The sequence below is a fragment of the Promicromonospora sp. NPDC050880 genome (genome assembly GCF_044456525.1).
GTDB lineage: Bacteria > Actinomycetota > Actinomycetes > Actinomycetales > Cellulomonadaceae > Promicromonospora.
In genome coordinates, this window is sequence record NZ_JBITFV010000035.1 from 1 (window position 1) to 17,960 (window position 17,960).

Here is a 17,960-nt window from a genome sequence, read left to right on the forward strand (position 1 = left end):
TACCCCCGGGGCGCCCCCCCCGGGGGGCCGCCCCCCCGGGGGGGGGGCCGGGCCCCCCCCCCCCCGCCGCCCGCCCCCCCCCCCCCCCCCCCCCCCCCCCCCCCCCCCCCCCGAACCCACCAGCCCTGGCGGTGCATGTGACCGAACTCGGGCCCCTGGCGACGTAGCCATGCCCCCCATGGCCGAACCGTCGAACCGAACCCACCAGCACTGACGGTGCATGTGACCGAACTCGGGCACCTGGAGACGTAGCCTGCCCCCATGGCCGAACCGTCGAACCGTCCGCCCCGCGCCGAGTTGCACGTGCACCTGGAGGGCACGCTGGAGCCGGACCTCGCGTTCGAGCTGGCCGCCAGGAACGGTGTCCGGCTGCCGTACGCGGACCCGGACGCCCTGCGTGCCGCGTACGACTTCGCGGACCTCCAGTCGTTCCTCGACCTCTACACCGCCAACATGGCCGTGCTGCGCACCGCCGCCGACTTCGCCGACCTCACCCGCGCCTACCTGGAGCGCGCGGCCCGCGCCGGGGTGCGGCACGCCGAGATCACCTTCGACCCGCAGGCCCACCTGGTGCGCGGCGTGCCGCTGGACGACGTCGTGGCCGGCATCGCCGGGGTCCTGGCACGCAGCGAGGCCGACCTGGGCGTCTCCACCCTGCTGATCGCCGCGTTCCACCGGGACAAGGCCACCGCCGACGCCCTGGACGTCCTGGAGCAGCTCCTGGCGATGGGTGCCCCCGTTGCCGGCGTCGGCCTCGACAACGCGGAGATCGGCCACCCGCCGGGCCTGTTCGCCGAGGTCTACGCGCGCGCCGAGGCCGCAGGACTGCGCCGCACCGCGCACGCCGGGGAGGAAGGTCCCGCGGCGAACATCCGGGACGCGCTCGACCTGCTGCATGCCGAACGCATCGACCACGGCATCGCCGTCGTGCAGGACCCGGAGCTCCTCGCGCGCGTGGCGGCCGAGCAGGTCCCGTTCACCGTGTGCCCCGTGTCCAACGTGCGGCTGCGTGCCGTCCCGTCGCTGGCCGAGCACCCGCTGCCCGCCATGATGGCCGCGGGCGTTCCGGTGAGCGTCAACTCCGACGACCCGCCCTACTTCGGCGCCTACGTGGACGACGTCGACGACGCCGTCACCGCCACCTTCGGCCACACCCGCGACCAGCGGGCGGCGCTCGCGGCCGCGTCGTTCCGCGGGTCGTTCCTGCCGCCGGAGCGGGTGGCCGCCTACCTGGTCGACGTCGAGTCCTGGCGCCGCGCTGCCTGACCCGGGAACCGGCCGCCGCCGGTCGTGGCGGACGGCACGAGCTCTCCAGGGGGCTCGCGCGATGATCCGCACCGTGCGGCGTCAGCCGGCCAGCAGTGCCTCGGCGACCGTCCGTCCGGCCTGGGCGTAGGTGGCCTCGCGCGTGGCCTCGTCCCCGGGCAGCAGACCCGCGAGCTCCAGCGAGACCAGGCCGTGCACCAGGCCCCACAGCCCGACGGCGGCGCTCAGCACGCGCTCGGGCGGGGCGCCGCCCAGCACCCGGGCCACGGCGTCGTGCAGCACCCGGAAGGTGGGCTGCTCGACGGCGGTGGTCCGGTCGCCGTCCGCGGGGGCGACGCCGCGGTAGAACATGACCCGGTAGAAGTGCGGGTCGGCCAGGGCGAACCGCCGGTAGGCGCGCCCGAGGTCGCGCAGATCGTCGAGTGCGTCGCCGTCCCTGCCCGCGGCGGCGAGGTGATCGGCGAAGCGCCGGAACCCCTCCGCGCCGACCGCCTCGACCAGCGCCTCCCGCGAGCCGAACAGCGCGTAGACCGCCGAGGCGCTGGTGCCGGCGTCGGCGGCGATCTTGCGGACGGTGACGGCGCCCTCGCCGTCGGCGGAGATCACCTGCGACGCGATGTCGAGGAGCCGGGTGCGCAGGGCGTCGTCGTGTAGTCGTGGGCGGGCCATGCCGTGAGTCTAGAAGCCTTGACGCGAGTTTGCGAACGTTGTTTGATAACGCTGTTACAAAACAACGGACCAGTCCCAGGAGGACGTCGTGCTCGAGCTCTCGGACCCCGCCCGCATCACCGCGGGCATCGTGCTGCTGACCGTCGTCGGCATCGAGTCGGGCGGGTTCTTCCTGCTCAAGGTCTTCGGCGGGCGGATGGTGACGACCGACCTGCAGAAGAGCTTCTTCCGGGCCGGCCACGCGCACGCCGGCGTGCTGGTGATCCTCGGCCTGCTCTGCCTCCTGCTTGCGGAGGCGACCGACCTGACCGGCTTCTGGCGCTGGCTCGGCGCCACCGGCGTGCTGTGCGCGGCGATCCTCCTGCCCGCCGGGTTCTTCTTCTCGGCCATGGGGGAGGGGCGCACGACGCCCAACCGCGCCGTCGTGCTGCTCCCGGCGGGGGCCGTGATGCTCGCGGCCGGCGTCGTCACGCTCGCGGCCGGGCTGCTCCTGGCCTGACGTCGCGCGAGGGTGATCACCACATACCGGACAGTGGCCCGGTCCGGGACACACCGCGAGGGGTTCCTGGGCCGGGCCGTCGTCCGCGGTTACGGTGGCGACATCATGGCGACCCGCACGTCGGCCCGGCGAAGCTCCGGGAAGGGAACCGGGCAGGGCGCGAAGAGCGCCAGGCCCAAGGCTGCCGCGTCGAAGCGGTCGACGCAGCGCCGGGGGGCTGCCCGCCCGGCCGCGAAGGCCGCGTCCGCGCCGTCCCGCCCGCCGTGGCCGGTCCGCGCGGTGCGCGGCCTGTGGATGGGGATGGCCCACGCGGTCGGTGGCGCCACCCGCGCCGCGGGGCCGCGGACGGCGCAGGACCCGGCCGGCGAGACCGCGCGGGCCGCAGGACAGCAGGGAGGACAGGAACTGGAAGCGGACCACCGGCGCGACGGCGTCGGCTTCGCGCTGCTCGCCGTGGCGGTGATCGTCGCCGCCCGGGAGTGGTGGGGCATCGACGGACCCTTCGGCGACGGCGTGCACGCCGTGGTCGCGGGCACGTTCGGCGTGGCCGGCGTTGCCCTGCCCGTGCTGCTCGTCTGGCTCGCCTTCCGGGTGATGCGCCATCCCGAGCGCACCCAGCAGAACGGCCGGGTGGCCATCGGGCTCAGCTTCCTCGTGGTGGCCACGTGCTCCCTGGTGCACATCAGCGCGGACCTGCCGTCCCCGGCCGACGGCTTCACCCCGGTGCAGGACGCCGGCGGCGTGATCGGCTTCCTCTTCGCGACCCCCGTGGTCACCGGCCTGACGCAGTGGTTCGCGATCCCGCTGTATGTCCTGGCCGGGTTCTTCGGCGTGCTCATCGTGACGGCCACGCCCGTGCACCGGATCCCCGCGCGCCTGCGCGGCCTGTACGACCGGCTGACCGGCAACCACCGCGACCACGAGGCGGCGGGCGAGGACGGGCTCGCCCTGGCCGACGGCGTCTCGGCGCACGACGGCAAGCCGGAGACCAAGCGGCGCAAGCGCCGGACCAAGCAGGAGATCGCCGCCGAGAAGGAGCGCCTGGCGGGCTTCGTGGGCGACGAGGCGTTCGAGAAGGCCGCCGAGGTCGAGGCCGCCGAGCGCGCCGCGAAGGCCGGCAAGCTCACCACCCAGCGCATCCCGACCAGCGAGTCCGCGGGCAAGGTCACGGGCGCCCCCGCCATCGGCCCCGGCGTCCTGGGTCCCGACGGCGAGCGGGCGAAGCCCGCGGACGGGCCCCGGCCACCGCAGGAGAGCCAGCCGATACCGCGCGGCGTCCAGCCCATGCTCGAGGGCGACACCGTCTACCTGCTCCCCGACGAGGACCTGCTCGTGCAGGGCCCGCCGCACAAGGCGCGCTCCGCCGCCAACGACCGGGTCGTGGAGTCGCTGACCGGCGTGTTCGAGCAGTTCGGCGTCGACGCGAAGGTCACCGGCTTCAGCCGCGGCCCGACCGTCACGCGCTACGAGGTCGAGGTGGGGCCCAAGACCAAGGTCGAGCGGATCACCTCGCTGTCCAACAACATCGCCTACGCGGTGGCGAGCGCCGACGTGCGCATCCTGTCGCCCATCCCGGGCAAGTCGGCGATCGGCATCGAGATCCCGAACTCCGACCGCGAGACCGTCGTGCTGGGCGACGTGCTGCGCTCGGGCGCCGCGCGCCGCACCGAGCACCCGATGGTGATGGGTGTGGGCAAGGACGTCGAGGGCGGCTACGTGGTGGCCAACCTGGCCAAGATGCCGCACATCCTGGTGGCCGGTGCCACGGGCGCCGGTAAGTCGAGCTTCATCAACTCGATGATCACCTCGATCCTGATGCGCTCCACGCCCGAGCAGGTGCGCCTGATCCTGGTGGATCCCAAGCGCGTGGAGCTCACGATCTACGAGGGCATCCCGCACCTCATCACGCCCATCATCACCAGCCCCAAGAAGGCCGCGGAGGCCCTGGAGTGGGTGGTGCGCGAGATGGACGCGCGCTACGACGACCTGGCCACCTTCGGCTACAAGCACGTCGACGACTTCAACGTCGCCGTCCGGGCCGGCAAGGTCAAGCCGCTGCCGGGTTCGGAGCGCAAGATCGCGCCGTACCCGTACCTGCTCGTCGTGGTCGACGAGCTCGCGGACCTCATGATGGTCGCCCCGCGCGACGTCGAGGCCTCGATCCAGCGCATCACGCAGCTCGCCCGTGCCGCGGGCATCCACCTCGTGCTGGCCACGCAGCGGCCCTCCGTCGACGTCGTGACCGGCCTGATCAAGGCGAACGTGCCCTCCCGGCTGGCGTTCGCCACCTCCTCGCTCGCGGACTCCCGCGTGGTCCTGGACCAGCCCGGCGCCGAGAAGCTCATCGGCCAGGGTGACGCCCTGTTCCTGCCGATGGGTGCGGCCAAGCCGATGCGCGTGCAGGGCGCCTGGGTCACCGAGTCCGAGGTGCACGAGGTCGTCGAGCACGTCAAGGGGCAGCTCAAGCCCGTCTACCGGGAGGACGTCGCCGCGCCGGCGGCCGCCAAGAAGCAGGTCGACGAGGACATCGGCGACGACCTCGACCTCCTGCTGCAGGCCACCGAGCTCGTGGTCACCACGCAGTTCGGGTCCACGTCCATGCTGCAGCGCAAGCTCCGCGTCGGTTTCGCCAAGGCGGGGCGGCTCATGGACCTCCTGGAGTCGCGGGAGATCGTCGGCCCGTCCGAGGGCTCCAAGGCGCGCGACGTGCTCGTCACGGCCGAGGAGCTGCCCGCGGCGCTCGCCCTCATCCGCGGCGAGCAGCCGCCGCAGGTGTTCGACCAGGCCGAGCCGGACGGCGACGCCGGCTACCCGCCGCAGGACCAGTACGCCGAGGGCACGGACGGCCACATGCCGCCCGTCGCCACGGAGTACCACGACGACGCCGAGGCGCTGCGCTGACCTGTCGGGTGACCTGAGCCGCTGGCCGGTCGACGCTGGCCGGTCGACGCTGGCCGGTCGTCGTGGGTCAGCGGCCGCGGGGGACGACGCGCGGGGGCTCGCCCGTCGGGCGCGGCGGCTTCTTCTGCTCGCGCGCGGCGTGACCGGCCGCATCCTGGGCGATGGCGAGCCGCTGCTGCAGGTCGGCGGTGGAGAGCTGTCCCTGGTCCGGGTGCGCGAGCGCGTCGCGGGTCACCCGCAGCCGGTGGCCCGCGGCCAGGTCGACGGTGGTGCCCGCCCACCGCACGCCGGTCACGCGCGCGGGCCGGCCGGGCCGCTGCACGACGTCGGCCACCATCATCAGGCCGACGTTCGACGCCAGCACGCAGCAGTCCGGCCCCTGGTTGGACAGGAGGTTGCCGAGGCCGTACGCCACCCACATCCCGTCGCCGCCCGGGCCGCCGCGCAGGTGCGCCACGGGCTGCGGCACGTGCGCGTGGTGGCCGATCACGAGGTCCACCTGACCGGAACGCGCCAGCGCCTTGACCGTCTCCTTCTGGTGGTCGGTGGGCTCGGTGACGTACTCGGTGCCGTCGTGCAGGCTGACGACCACCAGGTCCGCGCCCGCGGCCCGCGCCTGCTCGGCCTGCCGGACGATCCGCGTGGAGTCGATGAGGTCCACCGACCAGTCGCCACGCGGCGGGGTGTACCCGTTCAGCCCGTAGGCCGCCGCCAGGTGGGCGACCGTGACGGTCCGGCCCTCCCGGTTCAGCTCGTAGTACTGCGGCTCCAGCGACTCCTGCCGGTCGCGCGCGGTCCCGACGTGTCCCATGCCCGCGCGGTCGAACGCGTCCAGGGCGGCCGCGAGCCCGTCGTAGCCGGCGTCGGCCGAATGGTTGGACGCCGTCGAGCAGCCGTCCCAGCCCTGCTCGCCCAGGTCGCGGACGATCTCCTGCGGCGCCCGGAACACCGGGTAGCCCGACGGCGCCACGCCGTCGGGCGCCACGGGCACCTCGAGATGGCACAGGGCGAGGTCCGCCCCGGCGACCCAGGGGTCGATACCCGACAGCAGCGGCGAGTAGTCGATGCCGCCCGTGCCGGTCGCCGAGTCGTTCACCGGGTCGTGCGTCAGCACGTCGCCCGCCGCGAGCAGCGTGAACCGGACGTCGCGCGGTGTCGGGGTGGGCGAGGGCGAGGGGGCCGCGCTCGGGGCGGCGGGCCGGGAGGGCGTCGACGCCGGTGCCGGTCCGGCGACGGGCGTGCAGCCCGCCGCGCCGGCCACGAGGGCGCCGGACAGGGCCGCGGACGCGAGGATCCGCAGGGCGCGGGCTGTGGTCACCTCCGGATGCTATGGCAGGTCGCACGCCGCGGCGACCAAAGGAACTGCCGGTCCGGGCGGGGCGCCCGGCGCCGTTACGCTTGGGCAATGGTCAACGACGCTCCGTCGCCCTGGAACATTGCGAACATCGTCACGATGATTCGCATCGCCATGGTCCCGTTCTTCGCCTGGGCACTTCTCGTCGAAGGCGGGGACGACACGACATGGCGGCTCGTGGCCACGGCGATCTTCGTGGTCGCGGCGGTGTCGGACAAGATCGACGGCTACCTCGCCCGGTCGCGGGGCCTCATCACCGACCTGGGCAAGCTGCTCGACCCGATCGCGGACAAGCTGCTCGTGGGCGCGGCGCTGATCCTGCTCTGGATCCCCCTCGGTGAGCTGCCCTGGTGGATCCCCGTGGTGATCCTGGTGCGCGAGCTGGGTATCACGTTCATGCGCCTCGGCATGGTCAAGTACGAGGTGATGCCCGCGTCACGGGGCGGCAAGCTCAAGACGGTGCTGCAGACCGTGGCCATCTCGCTGTTCCTGCTGCCGCGCGAGGGCCTCGACTGGCTCACCGTGATCGCCTGGGTCGTGCTGATGGCGGCGTTCGTGGTCACCGTCGTGACCGGCGTCGAGTACGTCTACCAGGGGTGGCGGATCCGCCGGGAGGCGCGGGCGAAGGCGCCGCGGGCATGACCGTTGCCGAGCTGCTGGCCGCGGCGGCTGCCCGGGGCTGGACGATCGGCGTCGCGGAGTCCCTGACGGGCGGCCTCGTGACGGGGACGCTGGTCTCGGTCCCTGGCGCGTCGCGCGTCGTGCGCGGCGGCGTGGTGGCCTACGCGACGGACCTCAAGGCCGGGCTGCTCGGCGTGGACGAGGACCTGCTCGCCGAACGGGGCGCCGTGGACGAGGCGGTCGCCGCGCAGATGGCGGCCGGGGTCCGTGCGCTGACGCGCGCCGACGTGGGTCTGGCGACCACGGGCGTGGCGGGCCCGGACCCTCAGGACGGTCAGCCGCCCGGCGTGGTGTTCGTCGCAGTGAGCACGCCCGTGGCGACGGAGGTGCACCGGCTCGACCTCGCGGGTGACCGTTCCACGGTGATCTCGGGTGCGGTGCGCGGGGTCCTGGACCTCGCGTCGACGCTCGTCAGCGAGGCGCCGGGTGAAAACCACGACACGCCCGCGATCGAGTCGCGTGAAGTTACAGACAAGTGAAACTTCTTGGTTTAATCTTGCACAGGGCTTGACGGAGGGGGCCTTCGGGAACAAGGCTCATATCCACGACGTTGGTCCCGGTGTGATCACGAACAGGCCGACCACCCGGAGCCGGCGCAAGAACTCCACGAGCGCGGGGTACGGTAGAACGACCTCCGCTCTTGGAGGACGCACCACACGCAAGGCACGTCCGGTCCAGTCAGGACAGGGCGTGAGTACAGGGACAGGCACCGAGAGGGGGCGCGAGATGGTCGTACTACGGCGAGAGATCGGAGACGTGCTGCGTGACACGCGGCAGCGTCAGGGGCGCACCCTGCGGGAGGTCTCCTCGGCGGCACGAGTGTCGCTGGGCTACCTCAGCGAGGTGGAGCGAGGACAGAAGGAGGCGTCGTCCGAGCTGCTCGGTTCCATCTGCGAGGCGCTCGACGTGCCGCTGTCCTTGGTGCTGCGTGAGGTGAGCGACCGCGTAGCGGTAGCCGAAGGTTTCCAGATCCCCGACACCATCCCGGCGGACTTCGTCGCCGGGCTCCTGGCTCGGGGAGGCGACCGGACCGCAGGGCGGCGGGAGGTCGCACAGTCGGACCTGGCACCGGTCGGCTGAGCCGGCAGTACCAGGAACGGCAGTACCGCAGACACAGAGCCGGGGCCGGGGTACCGATCACCTGATCGGTACCCCGGCCCCGGCTCTGTGTCGTGCGTGGGTCACGCCGCGCCGGAGACCCGGTCCGGGGCCTGGCACCCCGGACACCAGAACACCGGGCGCTCGAAGGGCTTCTCGTTCGCCGTCCCGACCTCGATCGGGGTGCCGCAGCGGTGGCAGGGCCGTCCCGCACGGCCGTGGGCGTGCATCTCGACCGCGGCCAGGCCCCGTGCGCGGCCCACGGCGACGCTGCGCTCCATGAGCCGGCGGGCGGTCCGCAGCAGGTCGTACCGCTCCCGCTCCGACAGCGTCCCCGCCGGGGTCCAGGGCCACAGGCGTCGGGCGAAGAGGGACTCGGCCATCCAGATGGTGCCGATCCCGGCCGCGGTCCGCTGGTCCAGCAGGACGGCGCACAGCGGCCGGTCCGGATCGCGCACCAGCCGTGCGGCGGCGTCGGGCAGCCCGACGGTGGGGAAGTCGGCACCGAGCACGTCGGGGCCGAGCCCGGCCAGCACGCGGTGCTCGTCGTGCGTGCGGAGCAGGTCGAGCATGCCGAGGTGCCATCCGGTGGCGGTCCAGGCGTCGGTCGCGAGCACGGCGCGGATGGCGGGGTGGCGTGCCGTGGCGTCCCGCGAACCGGTGCGATGGATCTTCCAGAGCCCTTCCATCCGCAGGTGCGTGTGCAGGGTGCGGCCGTCATCGAGCCGGGTCAGCAGGTGCTTGCCGTACGCGACGGTCTCCAGGGCGGTCGCCCCGGTCAGGTGAGCGGCGGCCGCGCTGGGCCAGCGCAGCTCGGCGCGCACGAGCGGCATTCCGCGCAGCGCGGCGGTGAGCCGCTCGGCGGTCAGACGCAGGACATCGCCCTCGGGCACGAGTGCTCCCCTCGTCGTGGGGCCTTCAGCGTAGTGGGCGTCCTCTGCCCGGTGACGGCGTGCGACCGGCATATCACCCCGGCCGGACCGGGTACGCCCGACAGCGGGCGCAGGTGACCAGGGGGATGACCCCCGCAGATGTCAGGGTGCGATCGGGGGGAAACCCGATGGATTCCGTGCCGCCGGTCGGTCAGGCTATGTCCCATGACCGTCGAAGCCGTTGACCTGGGACGACATCCCGAGCAGCCCGCTACGCCCGGAGACGCCCGCAGCACCCGTGCGGTCGGCTGGTTCGGTGCCACCGCGCTGCTGCCCATGGTCGCCGCGCACGTGGTGGGCGCGTCGGTCGTCGACCCGGTGCTCGACCCGATCAGCTGGTACGCCTTCGTTCCCGGTGGCGGCGAGCTCATCCTCGCCGGCGGCGTGACGCTGGCGGTGCTCGGCCTGCTCCTCACCGTCCGGATGTACCGTGCCGGGCTCGCCGTCGGGCCCGTACCCGCTGCCGCGATGATCGTCTTCGCCGTGGCCATGGTGCTCGTCGGGGCCTTCCCGACGGACCCGCCGGGCACGGCCGCCACGCTGTCGGCCACGATCCATCGCGTGAGCGCGGCGACCGCGTTCTGCGTGCTCCCGCTCGTCGGCCTGAGCCTGGAACGCTCGATCGAGCGGCCGCGGTCCGCGCTCCCGCAGGGCCTGCGGGCGGCGGCGAGCGCACTGGGCATCGTGGTGGCGGTGTTCCTGGCGGTGCACCTCTCGCTCGTGTTCTTCGCCGACTCGGGGATCATCGCCTTCGGCCTCATCGAGCGGGTCGGGTTCGTCATCATGATCGGCTACCTGTTCCTGCTCGCGGCCACGATCGACCGGGAGGGCCCCGTCGAGGAGTCCGGCACGGGGCCGGTTCCGGCGCTCAGCGCACCGAGATCCGCAGACCTCGCGGGGTGATCGCGAACCCGGCCTCCAGGAGCGCGCGTGCCGCCGGCTGACGGCGGGCGGCGTCCAGGGCGGGCTCCCCGTCGACACGCTGGACCACCAGCCGCCCCAGCCGTCCTTCGCGGACGGCGCGGGCGAGAGCGGCGGCGGCGGCCGTCAGCCGGGCGGTGTTCTCGGTGAAGGACAGGACCGTGCGCCCGCCCCGTTCCACGAACAGCGTGAGGTCACCGTGGGTGAGCACCACAACGGCACCGGCCTTGCGACCGGGGCGGTGGGCGGTGACGGCCCTGGTGCCGCTGGTGCCGGGTGCCGGAGCGCCGTTCTCGGGCGGTGTGTCGCCGCCGGCGCGGTCGGGCGCCGGGTTCGAGGGCCAGGCGAGCGCCGCGCCGTAGGGGTTGGCGGGGTCCATCGCGGCGAGCACCACGGCACCGCCCGTGCCCGAGGACGCCGGGCCGGCCGTGCGCTCCACCGACTCCAGCTCGGCCTCGACGACCCGTGCGCGGTCCTGCGCGTCGACCCGCAGCCGGTCCACGGCCCCGGGCAGCGCGAACTGCGAGCCGCCCAGGTGCTCGACGAAGTACCCGCGCCGCACCGCGCCCCGCTCCTCCAGCCCGGACAGCACGCGGTACACGTCGCGGTATCCCGCGCCCACGCCCTCCGCCGCTGCACCCGGCCGGGTGAGCACGCCGTGCCGCTCGAGCAGCACCTGGGTCAGGGCGTGCGCGCGCACGGTCGGATCGGTCTCGCGCGCCGGCAGCGCGGCCCAGCGACCGCCCCCGCCCGGAACGGACGTGCTCGCTCGCAGCGCGGAGGCCGGGCGCCCCGGGGCGAGCGCGAACCTCGACCGTCGCACCGGGCGCGCCCGCGCCGCCGTGCGCGGCGCCCGGTGGGCGCCTGTGCCGCTGACACGCTCGCGCAGGGCGCCCAGCCCGTCGTTGGTGACCTCGCCGGCCCAGACGAGGTCCCAGAGGACGTCGAGCACCGCGTCCGTCTCGGCACCCGTGAGCTCCGTGATCCGGGGCAGGAAGAAGCCGCCGGACCCTGTCAGCAGGTCCAGCACGGCGCGGTGCAGGTCGGAGTCCAGGGGGCCGTCCTCCTCGACCGGTGCCGGGTCGGCGAGGGTGAGCGGGGCGCCGTCGGCCAGGTGGAGCGACACCAGGCCGTCCCCGCTGCCGGAGCCGGGCAGGCGGGCGTGCCCGGACCACAGCACCTCGCCCGCGACCGTCAGCTCGTCGAGGAGCGCGGGGGAGTAGTCGGCCACCCGGGCGGGCAGCACGAGCGTCTCCAGCGCCGACGCCGGCACCGCCGCCCCCGCGAGCTGCTCGATCGCCTGCACCAGACCGTCCGCACCGCGCAGGAGGCCCGTGGAGACGTTCTGCCAGCGGGGCAGGAAGGTGCCGAGCGCCTCCTGCTCGACCGGTTCCACCTCGGCCCGCAGCGCCGCGAGCGAGCGGCGCCGGAGCAGGCGCAGCACGCCGGGGTCGCACCACTCGTCGCCGGTGCCGCCGAGGGAAGCCGGTCGCAGGCTGCCGCGGGCCAGCACGCCGTCGGCCTCCAGACGGGCCAGGGCGTGCGTCACGACGGCGACGCCGAGCCCGAAGCGCTGAGCCACGGACGTCGCGCCGAAGGGGCCGTGCGTGCGGGCGTGCCGGCGCAGGAGATCGCCGAGCGGGTCCGGTACGGGCTCGGTGAACGTCTCCGGCACGCCGACAGGCAGCGCCACGCCGAGCGCGTCGCGCAGCCGGCCTGCGTCCTCCGCGACCGCCCACTGCTCCTCGCCGGCGAACCGGACGCGGATCACACGCCGGGAGGCCTCCAGCTCCTCGAGCCAGCCCCCCACGGCGTGCCGCGCGTCCTCCTGGGTACGGGCCGCCAGGGCGTCCAGCGGGTGCGGTCCGCTGCGGCGCAGCAGGTCCCAGAGCCCCTCGGCGTCGCGGGCCTGCCGGTCGGGTGCGAGCCCGGCCAGCTCCGCCTCGGTGCGCTCGACGGCGCCCGGGTCCAGCAGGTCCGCCAGGTCGGCGGTGCCCTGCTCGCCCAGCAGCTCGGCCAGGAGCTCCGGGTCCAGGGAGAGCGCCGCCGCGCGGCGCTCCGCCAGCGGCGCGTCGCCGTCGTACAGGAACTGGGCCGTGTAGCCGAACAGGAGCGACTGCGCGAAGGGCGACGGCGTGGCCGTGGTGACCTCGACCACCCGGACACCGCCGGCGGCGATGTCACGCATCAGGCCGGCCAGGGCGGCGACGTCGAAGTCGTCCTGGAGGCACTCGCGGGCCGCCTCCAGCACGATCGGGAAGTCGGGGAACTGGCTGGCCACCTCCAGGAGCTGTGCCGACCGCTGCCGCTGCTGCCAGAGCGGCTGCCGCCGGTCCGGGCGGCGCCGGGGCAGGAGCAGCGCGCGAGCAGCCGCCTCACGGAACCGCGCGGCGAACATCACCGACGACCCGAGCTCGTCGCGCACGGCGCCGAGCACCTCGTCCGGGTCCAGGAGCAGGTCCTCGAGCGTGACCCGGCCGGACGCGTGCCGCGCGTGCGTTGCGCCGTCCGGGTAGCCGTCGTCGTCCGGGGCGGCCGGTGCACCGCCCGTGTCCCACGGGTCGCCGTCCGGCCCGCCGTCCCAGCCACCGCCCGTGTCGGGCAGCCGGAGCACGATGCCGTCGTCGGAGTGCATGGCTGCCACGTCCAGGCCGAAGCGCGCCCGCAGGCGGGCGGAGATCACCAGCGCCCAGGGTGCGTGCACGCGCGCGCCCAGCGGCGAGTGGATCACCACGCGCCAGTCGCCGAGCTCGTCACGGAACCGTTCCACCACCACGGTCCGGTCGTCGGGTACGCGACCCGTGCCGAGCCGCTGCTCGGCCAGGTACGCGGCGAGGTTGTCGGCGGCCCAGTCGTCCAGCCCGGCGGCGCGCAGATGGGCGCGACCGGCGGCCGGGTCGGCGGCGAGGGCGGCGTCGGCCTCCCGGACGAAGGCGCCGACCGCGCGCCCGAGCTCCGCGGGCCGGCCGGGCGCGTCGCCCTTCCAGAACGGCAGCCGGCCGGGTAGGCCGGGTGCGGGGGTGACCAGCACGCGGTCGGTGGTGATCTCCTCGATGCGCCACGTGCTGGATCCCAGCGTGAACGTGTCGCCCACGCGGGACTCGTAGACCATCTCCTCGTCCAGCTCGCCGACCCGCTTGCCGCCCCGCGCACGGGCGGCGCCGCCGGTCACGCTGTCGGCGAGCACGTCGTCGGGAGTGCCGCCGGTGGGGCCCTCGGTGGCCAGGAACACGCCGTAGGCGCCCTTGTCGGGGATGGTGCCGCCGCTCGTCGCCGCCAGGCGCAGCGCGCCAGGACGGCCGCGCAGCATGCCGGTGGCGCGGTCCCACGTGATCCGCGCACGCAGCTCCGCGAAGTCCTCGCTCGGATAACGCCCCGCGAGCATGTCGAGCACGGCGCGCCACGTGGCGTCGCCGAGGTGCGTGAACGGTGCGGCACGGCGCACGAGGGCGAGCAGGTCGTCCTCGGCCCAGTCGTCGACGGCGAGCGCGGCGACCACCTGCTGTGCCAGCACGTCGAGCGGGTTGGCGGGTACGTGCAGGTGCTCGATCTCGCCCGCGCGCATCCGCTCCGCGATGACGGTGGCGGGCACCAGGTCGCCCCGGAACATCGGGAAGACCACACCCCGGGAGACCGCGCCGACCTGGTGCCCGGCGCGCCCGATCCGCTGCAGGCCGCTCGCCACCGACGGCGGGGCACCGACCTGGACCACGAGGTCGACCGCGCCCATGTCGATGCCGAGCTCCAGGGACGACGTCGCGACGACCGCGGGCAGCCGGCCCTCCTTGAGCTCCGTCTCGGTACGTGTGCGCTCCGCACGGCTCATCGAGCCGTGGTGGGCGCGGGCCAGGACGGTGCGGTCCTGGTCCTGGCCGTCCTGACCCTGCCCACCCTGACCCTGCGCGCCCAGACTCGGTCCACCCTGTCCAGGGACCGCCTCGGGCAGGCCGCGCCGACCAGGGGTGGGCCGGGGGATCCCGGCCGCCGTGCCGGACTGACCCGGGACGAGCGCGGCCCAGGTGCTGGCCGGGTCGGCGACCTCCAGGCCCTGCCGCTGCGCCCACACCTCGTTCATGCGGGCCGTGAGCCGTTCGGCGCCCCGGCGGTTGTTCGTGAAGACGATGGTGGAGGTGTGGTCCGCGACGAGGTCGACCACCCGCTCCTCGACGTGCGGCCAGACGGAGGCCCGACGCAGCGGGCGGGTGGCCTCGCCCGAGAGGTCGATCTCGTCGTCGCCGGAGCCCGGGTGCCCGTCGTCCCGGGCGCCGGCCGGCTCGGGCGCGGGGGCGCTGTCGAGGTCGGCGAGGTCCGGCACGGGCACGACGACGTCGATGGCCCACTCCTTGCGCGACGGTGGCTGCACGACGACCACCTCGCGGGCCCCGTCGCCGTTCCGTCCGCCCGCGAGGAACCGGGCGACCGCGTCCACCGGCCGCACCGTGGCCGACAGGCCGATGCGCTGGGCCGGCCGGTCCAGCAGCGCGTCGAGGCGCTCCAGGCTGAGGGCGAGGTGCGCCCCTCGCTTGGTACCGGCGACGGCGTGGATCTCGTCGAGCACCACCGTCTCCACGCCGGCGAGCCCGGCGCGGGCCGACGACGTCAGCACGAGGAAGAGCGACTCCGGCGTGGTGACGAGGATGTCCGGCGGGCGGGTCGCGAACGCACGCCGCTCGTTCGCGGGCGTGTCTCCCGTGCGCATGCCCACGCTGACGTCGGGCACCTCGATGCCCTCGCGGGCCGCGGCCTGGCGGATCCCGGTGAGCGGGGAACGGAGGTTGCGCTGCACGTCGGCGGCCAGGGCCTTCAGGGGCGACACGTACAGCACGCGGCAGCGGCGGGTGCGCTCGGCCGGCGGGGGCGCGGACATGATCCGGTCGATCGACCAGAGGAACGCCGCGAGCGTCTTGCCCGAACCGGTCGGCGCGACCACGAGGGCGTGCCGGTCGGCCGCGACGGCGTCCCACGCACCGGCCTGGGCTGCGGTGGGCTGCGCGAACGCGCCCGTGAACCAGGTACGGGTGGCGGGGCCGAAACGGGAGAGCGGGTCGTCGGGCGTGGACATGGACCCATTCTGTCCCCGACCACCGACACACACCCTGACCTGGTGCCCGGCCGTGGAGGGAGCCGGTTGCCGTGGTGCGCCCCCGGGGACGTAGGGTTGACGGGTGCGCGAACGGGATTTCTGGCAGCTGGTCGACGAGGTCTTCGGTCCCGCGTACGGGCGCGCCCTGGCGCGCGAGCAGGTCCTGCCCGCGCTGGACGGCCGGACCCCGGTGGCGGCCCTGGAGGACGGGGACGAGCCCCGTGACGTGTGGCACGCCCTGTGCGACGCGCTCGACGTGCCCGACGCCGAGCGCTGGGGCACCGACAAGTTCCGCCAGGCTCCGCCGCCCCGGCGCTGACCTGGCGCGGGCGGTGACGACTGCGGTCGTCGTGCGGGACCGCGCCGTGACGGGCCGCGCGACACGCCCGCGTGTCGCGCCTTGCCTCGAACACGCGTTCGGCTAGACTTCGACCACAGGCACGGATTTCGGAACGTCGTCCACAGGCGGCGGCCGGAGCAGGCGTCCGTGTCAGTGGTTCCGCGTACGGTCGGCAACGACGTACCGAGCCATCCACGCCGGCGCACAGAGCGCCCTGAAGACGAAGGTGTTGCACATGCCCGCACCAGCAGATCGCGAGAAGGCCCTCGAAGCGGCCCTCGCCCAGATCGACCGCAACTTTGGCAAGGGTTCGGTCATGCGCCTCGGCGACGAGACGCGCGCCCCGATCGAGGTGATCCCGACCGGCTCGATCGCTCTCGACGTGGCGCTCGGTATCGGAGGACTGCCTCGTGGCCGCATCGTCGAGGTGTACGGTCCGGAGTCCTCCGGCAAGACGACCATCGCGCTGCACGCGGTGGCCAACGCCCAGCGTCAGGGCGGCATCGCCGCGTTCATCGACGCCGAGCACGCGCTGGACCCCGAGTACGCCAAGAAGCTCGGCGTCGACACCGACGCCCTGCTGGTCTCGCAGCCGGACACCGGTGAGCAGGCGCTGGAGATCACGGACATGCTGATCCGCTCCGGTGCCCTCGACATCATCGTGGTCGACTCGGTGGCCGCGCTGACGCCCAAGGCCGAGATCGAGGGCGAGATGGGTGACAGCCACGTCGGTCTCCAGGCCCGCCTGATGTCCCAGGCCCTGCGCAAGATCACGGGTGCGCTCAGCGCGTCCGGGACCACGGCGATCTTCATCAACCAGCTCCGCGAGAAGATCGGTGTGTTCTTCGGCTCGCCCGAGACCACCACCGGTGGCAAGGCGCTCAAGTTCTACGCGTCGGTGCGCCTCGACATCCGCCGGATCGAGACGCTCAAGGAGGGTACGGACGCGGTCGGTAACCGCACCCGTGTGAAGGTCGTCAAGAACAAGATGGCCCCGCCGTTCAAGCAGGCCGAGTTCGACATCCTGTACGGCGTGGGCATCTCCCGCGAGGGCGGCCTCATCGACATGGGTGTGGAGCACGGCTTCGTGCGCAAGTCGGGCTCGTGGTTCACCTACGAGGGCGACCAGCTCGGGCAGGGCAAGGAGAACGCGCGGTCCTTCCTGCGCGACAACCCGGACCTCGCCAACGACATCGAGAAGCGCGTCAAGGAGAAGCTGGGCGTGGGCCCGAAGGTCGACGCTCCGGCGGACGCGAGCCCGGCGGCCCCGGCCACGGACACGACGTCGGTCACGGGCACCGTCGCCGCGGCGAGCTCGTCCACCCGGACGACCGCCACGGCCAAGGCCACGAAGTCGACCGCGACGCGTGCGAAGGCCACCAAGCCGGCTGCGACGAAGACCGCGGCCAAGGCAGAGGCGGCCGCCGAGAAGGCACCGTTCTGACGTGCAGTACGGTGATCCAGCGGACGGTCCCGGCGTGGGGAAGCGTCGGGGCCGTCCCGCTGCCCGGGACGGGGACCGTCCGGGCGGTCGGGCAGGCGGTCGCGACCGTCGCAGCGGCGCCGACCGGGCGCCCCGACGGACCGTCGCGGAACGCCTGGAGGCCGGCGAGATCAGCCGGGACGGCGCCGTCGAGAAGGCCCGTGAGGTCATCCTCCGGATCCTGACGGCGGCGCAGAAGTCCCGCCGCGAGCTCGAGCAGTCCCTGGCCCGCAAGGGCTACCCGGAGGACGTCGTGGCCCAGGTGCTCGACCGGTTCGGCGAGGTGGGCCTGGTGGACGACGCGACCTACGCCGAGACGATCGTCCGCACCCGGCACGCCGAACGCGGTCTGGCCCGGCGCGGCATCGCCGCCGAGCTGCGGCGGCGGGGGATCGACGAGGACACGGCGACCGTCGCCCTGGACCAGCTCGACCCGGACGACGAGCGTGCCGCGGGCGCACGGGCGGCCGCCAAGCTCGTCACCCGCACACGCGGCCTGGACCGACAGGTTCGGGTGCGCCGGGCCGTCGGCTCGCTGGCCCGCAAGGGGTACCCGCCCGGCCTGGCGTTCGAGCTGGTCCGTGACGCGCTGGCCGCGGAGGGCGAGGAGACGGACGACCTCGGCTACGCCGAGGACTGACGACGGCCGAGGACTGACGGCCGAGGACTGACGGCCGGGACGTACGAGGGGGCCGGGCGGGCGGCAGCCGAAGGCTGCGGACCCGCCCGGCCC

At 74.1% G+C, this 17,960-nt stretch carries 14 protein-coding genes; 10 read left to right on the forward strand and 4 right to left on the reverse strand.

Translation table 11 applies throughout. The features are described from left to right. Nucleotides 1–261 precede the first annotated feature (261 nt). Nucleotides 262–1,266: an adenosine deaminase gene (add, locus tag ACIBBF_RS26125; RefSeq protein WP_397419296.1), complete on the forward strand. Its 1,005-nt coding sequence runs from the start codon at nt 262–264 to the stop codon at nt 1,264–1,266. 81 nt (nt 1,267–1,347) lie between these two features. Here the strand turns inward: add and ACIBBF_RS26130 are convergent, their stop codons facing one another. Then, a complete protein-coding gene (locus tag ACIBBF_RS26130) occupies nt 1,348–1,935 on the reverse strand; it encodes a TetR/AcrR family transcriptional regulator (protein WP_397419298.1) in 588 nt (195 codons plus the stop codon). Nucleotides 1,936–2,023: 88 nt separating this feature from the next. On the opposite strand from ACIBBF_RS26130, the gene ACIBBF_RS26135 reads away from it, so the two are divergent. Both ACIBBF_RS26135 and ACIBBF_RS26140 read left to right on the forward strand, forming a co-directional pair. Beyond that, the gene (locus ACIBBF_RS26135) at nt 2,024–2,434 is read left to right on the forward strand and encodes a hypothetical protein (protein WP_397419300.1); all 411 of its coding nucleotides are present in this window, start codon (nt 2,024–2,026) and stop codon (nt 2,432–2,434) included. 105 nt (nt 2,435–2,539) lie between these two features. Beyond that, nucleotides 2,540–5,335, forward strand: coding sequence for a DNA translocase FtsK 4TM domain-containing protein (locus tag ACIBBF_RS26140; protein WP_397419302.1), 2,796 nt, complete (start codon nt 2,540–2,542; stop codon nt 5,333–5,335). A gap of 67 nt (nt 5,336–5,402) precedes the next feature. Here ACIBBF_RS26140 and ACIBBF_RS26145 read toward each other — a convergent pair whose 3' ends face one another. Then, nucleotides 5,403–6,653 carry a CapA family protein gene (locus ACIBBF_RS26145; protein WP_397419304.1) on the reverse strand — a complete coding sequence of 417 codons (1,251 nt, stop codon included), beginning with the start codon at nt 6,651–6,653 and terminating at the stop codon, nt 5,403–5,405. An 87-nt stretch (nt 6,654–6,740) separates the two neighbouring features. Between ACIBBF_RS26145 and pgsA the strand changes: the two genes are divergently transcribed. From pgsA to ACIBBF_RS26160, 3 genes are all read left to right on the forward strand, one after another. After that, on the forward strand, nt 6,741–7,331 hold the full coding sequence (pgsA, locus tag ACIBBF_RS26150; RefSeq protein ID WP_397419306.1) for a CDP-diacylglycerol--glycerol-3-phosphate 3-phosphatidyltransferase: 591 nt from the start codon (nt 6,741–6,743) through the stop codon (nt 7,329–7,331). Further along, nucleotides 7,328–7,849: a CinA family protein gene (locus ACIBBF_RS26155; RefSeq protein WP_397419308.1), complete on the forward strand. Its 522-nt coding sequence runs from the start codon at nt 7,328–7,330 to the stop codon at nt 7,847–7,849. Before pgsA ends, ACIBBF_RS26155 begins: the two co-directional genes overlap by 4 nt. A 247-nt stretch (nt 7,850–8,096) precedes the next feature. Continuing rightward, nucleotides 8,097–8,450 (forward strand): helix-turn-helix domain-containing protein, encoded by a 354-nt coding sequence (locus tag ACIBBF_RS26160; protein ID WP_397419320.1) that lies wholly within the window; start codon nt 8,097–8,099, stop codon nt 8,448–8,450. A gap of 101 nt (nt 8,451–8,551) precedes the next feature. Here the strand turns inward: ACIBBF_RS26160 and ACIBBF_RS26165 are convergent, their stop codons facing one another. Beyond that, on the reverse strand, nt 8,552–9,361 hold the full coding sequence (locus tag ACIBBF_RS26165) for a DNA-formamidopyrimidine glycosylase family protein (protein WP_397419310.1): 810 nt from the start codon (nt 9,359–9,361) through the stop codon (nt 8,552–8,554). A gap of 204 nt (nt 9,362–9,565) precedes the next feature. Here ACIBBF_RS26165 and ACIBBF_RS26170 point away from each other — a divergent pair, with 204 nt between their 5' ends. After that, nucleotides 9,566–10,303: a DUF998 domain-containing protein gene (locus ACIBBF_RS26170; protein ID WP_397419312.1), complete on the forward strand. Its 738-nt coding sequence runs from the start codon at nt 9,566–9,568 to the stop codon at nt 10,301–10,303. On the opposite strand, the gene ACIBBF_RS26175 is transcribed toward ACIBBF_RS26170, so the two are convergent. Next, nucleotides 10,269–15,383 (reverse strand): DEAD/DEAH box helicase, encoded by a 5,115-nt coding sequence (locus ACIBBF_RS26175; RefSeq protein ID WP_397419314.1) that lies wholly within the window; start codon nt 15,381–15,383, stop codon nt 10,269–10,271. The two genes, ACIBBF_RS26170 and ACIBBF_RS26175, sit on opposite strands and share 35 nt — an antisense overlap. Nucleotides 15,384–15,486: 103 nt before the next feature. Here ACIBBF_RS26175 and ACIBBF_RS26180 point away from each other — a divergent pair, with 103 nt between their 5' ends. From ACIBBF_RS26180 to ACIBBF_RS26190, 3 genes are all read left to right on the forward strand, one after another. Then, nucleotides 15,487–15,723 (forward strand): DUF3046 domain-containing protein, encoded by a 237-nt coding sequence (locus tag ACIBBF_RS26180; protein ID WP_119137856.1) that lies wholly within the window; start codon nt 15,487–15,489, stop codon nt 15,721–15,723. A 256-nt stretch (nt 15,724–15,979) separates the two neighbouring features. Then, nucleotides 15,980–17,188 carry a recombinase RecA gene (gene recA, locus ACIBBF_RS26185; RefSeq protein ID WP_397419316.1) on the forward strand — a complete coding sequence of 403 codons (1,209 nt, stop codon included), beginning with the start codon at nt 15,980–15,982 and terminating at the stop codon, nt 17,186–17,188. Between the two features lie 34 nt (nt 17,189–17,222). After that, nucleotides 17,223–17,867 carry a regulatory protein RecX gene (locus ACIBBF_RS26190; protein ID WP_397419318.1) on the forward strand — a complete coding sequence of 215 codons (645 nt, stop codon included), beginning with the start codon at nt 17,223–17,225 and terminating at the stop codon, nt 17,865–17,867. Nucleotides 17,868–17,960: the final 93 nt, after the last annotated feature.

Bases quoted from the DNA above. Each gene is read 5' to 3' on its own strand.
- add (WP_397419296.1), top strand. From the start codon at position 262: ATGGCCGAACCGTCGAACCGTCCGCCCCGCGCCGAGTTGCACGTGCAC.
- ACIBBF_RS26130 (WP_397419298.1), bottom strand. From the start codon at position 1,935: ATGGCCCGCCCACGACTACACGACGACGCCCTGCGCACCCGGCTCCTC.
- ACIBBF_RS26140 (WP_397419302.1), top strand. From the start codon at position 2,540: ATGGCGACCCGCACGTCGGCCCGGCGAAGCTCCGGGAAGGGAACCGGG.
- pgsA (WP_397419306.1), top strand. From the start codon at position 6,741: ATGGTCAACGACGCTCCGTCGCCCTGGAACATTGCGAACATCGTCACG.
- ACIBBF_RS26155 (WP_397419308.1), top strand. From the start codon at position 7,328: ATGACCGTTGCCGAGCTGCTGGCCGCGGCGGCTGCCCGGGGCTGGACG.
- ACIBBF_RS26160 (WP_397419320.1), top strand. From the start codon at position 8,097: ATGGTCGTACTACGGCGAGAGATCGGAGACGTGCTGCGTGACACGCGG.
- ACIBBF_RS26170 (WP_397419312.1), top strand. From the start codon at position 9,566: ATGACCGTCGAAGCCGTTGACCTGGGACGACATCCCGAGCAGCCCGCT.
- ACIBBF_RS26175 (WP_397419314.1), bottom strand. From the start codon at position 15,383: ATGTCCACGCCCGACGACCCGCTCTCCCGTTTCGGCCCCGCCACCCGT.
- recA (WP_397419316.1), top strand. From the start codon at position 15,980: ATGCCCGCACCAGCAGATCGCGAGAAGGCCCTCGAAGCGGCCCTCGCC.